Origin of the sequence: Allocoleopsis sp., from assembly GCF_036703385.1 — a bacterium.
In the GTDB taxonomy this organism is placed as follows: domain Bacteria; phylum Cyanobacteriota; class Cyanobacteriia; order Cyanobacteriales; family Coleofasciculaceae; genus Allocoleopsis.
In genome coordinates, this window is the sequence record NZ_DATNPA010000499.1 from 1 (window position 1) to 3,836 (window position 3,836).

Annotated in this window: 3 protein-coding genes; 2 read left to right on the forward strand and 1 reads right to left on the reverse strand. The window is 47.8% G+C overall.

Features of this window, described 5'->3' with window-relative positions; all coding sequences use genetic code 11:
- The first annotated feature begins 723 nt into the window (after window positions 1–723).
- Together V6C93_RS24360 and V6C93_RS24365 are read left to right on the forward strand one after the other, a co-directional pair.
- Entirely contained in the window at window positions 724–1,707 is a 984-nt protein-coding gene (locus V6C93_RS24360; protein WP_333479262.1) for a GntR family transcriptional regulator, read from the forward strand.
- A 226-nt stretch (window positions 1,708–1,933) separates the two neighbouring features.
- Window positions 1,934–2,602, forward strand: coding sequence for a nitroreductase family protein (locus V6C93_RS24365; protein WP_333479263.1), 669 nt, complete (start codon window positions 1,934–1,936; stop codon window positions 2,600–2,602).
- A gap of 70 nt (window positions 2,603–2,672) precedes the next feature.
- Here the strand turns inward: V6C93_RS24365 and V6C93_RS24370 are convergent.
- Window positions 2,673–3,836, reverse strand: a 1,164-nt coding sequence (locus V6C93_RS24370; protein ID WP_333479264.1) for an NAD(P)H-quinone oxidoreductase subunit N, incomplete at its 5' end; no start/stop codon positions are given.

The window sequence follows — 3,836 nt, forward strand, 5'->3', positions numbered from 1 at the left end:
TTCAATCAAGTATTTTTTATTCCAAAGTTAATTGTGCTGTTGATTTTAAATTTATCAGTTAATGGTTAATTTAAATCCGATCGCTCTGATTAAAGTAAAACTTAACTGATTAAAAACTTCGTTTTTGCTACAATGATTGTATGAATTAAGACTATCAAATGCTGTGCTGTATCAATATTAAAAAGTTTATGATTGAAATAGGTGGGGTTTTAAAAATAGACAAAATTAGCCAGATCCGCGATCGGTTAGTGGCATTAGATAGTTGTCGCGGAGGCAAGGCAGAGGTCTCCAGGACAGAAGGTTCTTATGAATAAGGTTTTTCAGACGGTTCTGGTGTACGCAGTTCATGAGCGACTACTTAAGATGAATGGCACTGACTTATGGCTCAAAAGCGATTGTTCTTTGGAAAAACCCGGACTTGGGGGAGGTTGCCCCCACACCCCCTGCCCAAGGGCTGATTGGTGTGATGAGCCTGCCCTCTGCCCTGTGTCTTCTGCCTTCTTGCACTAGGCATACGCTTATTTAGACCCACCTGAGTGATTCACTTGTTTTTAACTTCGGCTATGATGCCTAGTCAGAGACTTAATATTCTTGGTACTGATGTTTCCAGGAATGCATTACTGAGTAATAACAGGTTCAATGCCTGGATAAAACCTTATTGTTAATAATGCCTATGGCAAAACTCCTCTTGTTCGTCGATCGGAACGCTTGGGAGATTGAGTAATGGTTCAGTATCATATTCAACCCGATAGTGAAATCCCAGCTTCAAAGCAGCTATTTGACCAAATTCAGTTTGCGATCGCCTCCCGGCAATATCCTCCCGGTCATCGACTGCCCAGTACGCGTCAGCTGGCAATGCTCACGGGTTTGCACCGCAACACGATTAGTAAGGTATATCGACAATTAGAAGAGACTGGGTTGGTGGAGTCCCAGGCAGGGTCAGGGATTTATGTCAAGGAGCAGGGACACGAGGGGGGACCCCAAGGTCAAGCTTCTATTCTCAGACAGTATCCTGAAGCTTACAAAATAGTACAAAAAAGCCTTGATGAACTTTTATCACAAGGATGCTCTCTCCGGGAAGCCAGAGAACTATTTTTATCGGAAATTGACTGGCGGTTGCGCTGTAGTGCGCGGGTACTTGTCACTGTTCCAAGCCGGGATTTGGAAGCGGGTAAGCTGATGATTAGAGAAATCGAACAGTCTCTTGGCATCCCAGTAGAGTTGGTACCGCTAGAAGAACTCTCTACCGCGTTGGATCAAACCAACTCCGGCACAGTAGTGACTAGCCGATACTTTATTGGAGAAGTCTTGGAAACTGCTGCCCCCAAATCAGTTCGCGTTATCCCCGTTGATATCCACGACTACGCTCAAGAACTCGAAATTGTTAAAGACTTACCCAAGGATAGTTGTCTTGGGGTAGTGAGTCTCAGCGCTGGTACCTTGGGAGTCGCATCCATTATCATCCACAGTCTGCGGGGAGATGAGTTGTTATTGATGACAGCTCAAGTTGATGATACCTATAAGCTACATGCTCTGGTTCGCGCCGCTCAGACGATTATCTGCGATCATGCCAGTTATGACAGGGTCAAAGCCGCTATCTCAGCGGCAAGAGATGACCTCATCCGTCCGCCCAAGCTGATTCGGAGTGAAAATTATATCGGTACCAAGTCGATTAATTTACTCAAGCGCGAATTAGGTTTAGGGTAAAACAGTGACCAGTGAACAGTGAGCAGTGACCAGTGAATAAAAACACATCCCGATTAGAGTCCCGCTTGTAAAGCGTCAACTCTCAACGGGGCACTGTTAACTGAAAGCTTTGAGTGGAGGGTTGGGTGTACTGGACTCCATACCTCTAGGCATGAGCTTGGTCACTGGTCGCTAATAGCCGATCGCTGTTTGACTGCGTAACTGTTCACTGTTCAAAGGAGAAGTGATGGTCATTGAAATGCATCCAACCATGGGATTGAAGGATGCGATCGAGCAGCGCCGTGCTGCAAGAGCATTTAAAAGCGATCCGATTCCCGATGTAATTTTAGAAGAAATTTTTCGGTTGGGTGTTCGAGCGCCATCGGGCTATAATCTCCAGCCTTGGCGCTTCATTGCTGTGAGAGCGCTAGAAAACAAGGAAAAGCTAAAAGCTTGTGCCTTTAACCAGCGCCAAGTGGGAGAAGCCCCCGTGGTATTGATTTGCTGTGGGGATCGGCGTGTAGGGAACCCGGAATATGTGGAATCGGTAATTGAACTGGCTAAAGAAGCGGGGGCAATGAATGATGCCTATGCCGATTTCATGCGCTCAGCTATTCCAGCCTTGTTTGAGCACCATCCCTGCTTTGAGAATATTGAAGCGTGGACGAATCGCCACACCATGCTAGCTGTCGCTCACCTGATGATTGTGGCAAAAAGCTATGGCGTTGATAGTTGCCCCATGGAAGGGTTTGTCACGACTCAAGTGAAAGAAGCCTTCCAAATCCCGGAGGAGGTGGATGTCTGTTGCCTGCTAGCGTTGGGCTATGCGGATGAACCCTTTAAACAGTATGGTGGACGTTTCGGACGCGATCGCGTTTGCTTTGGCGAAAGTTACGGCGAGCCATTTGAACTGTAAGCAACTTTTTTCCAACCAAAAAACGCCTGACTCTAGAGAGTCAGGCGTCTTATAAAAATCGCGAGAGTTTTTAGCTATCAGCTTCTACAGTGGAAATTGGCTGAACGCTAACAGCTGGTGGTCGATCGCTCAGAATCGCCTGTTGCAGCATAGGGGTGCGGGTGACGGACTCATTCGCCAAGGCAAACAGAGGGTTCGACAGAATTCCCGCTAAAGAGGTTGCGATCAAAGTCAGGACTAAACTCACTTGTAAAGGACGCAAACCTGGCAGGTTCCAGCGAATTTCTGGGTAAGCCTTCACAGCGTCGGACATTTCTTGGGGTTCTTTGACCACCATCATCTTCACGACGCGGATGTAGTAGTAAATCGAGACTACACTAGCCACCAGACCGAGCAAGACCAATCCATAGAGTCCTGCTTGCCAACCTGCCCAGAATAGATAGATTTTGCCGAAGAATCCCGCTAGAGGCGGAATCCCTCCCAGCGAGAGTAAGCAAATGCTCAAGCACAACGTGAGCAGGGGGTCTTTTTGATAAAGCCCAGCGTACTCGCTAATCTGGTCAGTCCCCGTGCGTAGGGTGAAGAGAATGACACAGGCAAAGCCGCCCAGGTTCATGAATAAATAAATCAGCAGGTAAAAGATCGTACTGGCGTAACCGGCGTCAGTTCCGGCAATCAACCCGATCATGACAAACCCAGCTTGAGCAATGGAAGAATAGGCCAAGAGCCGCTTCATGCTGGTTTGAGTCAAGGCGACGACATTACCCAAAATCAAGCTCAAAATGGCAAGGGCGGTGAAGACAAAATGCCATTGCTCGGTCACTAACGGGAAGGCAGTGGTCAGGAGTCGAATCGCCAGAGCAAAGCCTGCCGCTTTGGAACCGACGGAGAGGAAAGCGACGACGGGAGTCGGCGAACCTTCGTAAACGTCAGGCGTCCATTGGTGGAAGGGAACTGCTGAGATTTTAAAGGCAATACCTGCGATCGCAAAAACTAATGCAATCAAAATCCCCAGAGATTGACCGGTTTCTAGCACCGCGACATTATTAGCGATCGCATTTAACTGCGTTTCTCCCCCAGATAGACCGTACAACAAAGAGACGCCGTACAGAAAGACCGCCGAACTCGATGCTCCGATTAGCAAATATTTCAGCGCTGCCTCATTCGACCGAGGGTCTCGCTTCATGTAACCCGTCAGTAGGTACGATGAAATACTCAGGGTTTCCAGCGAGAC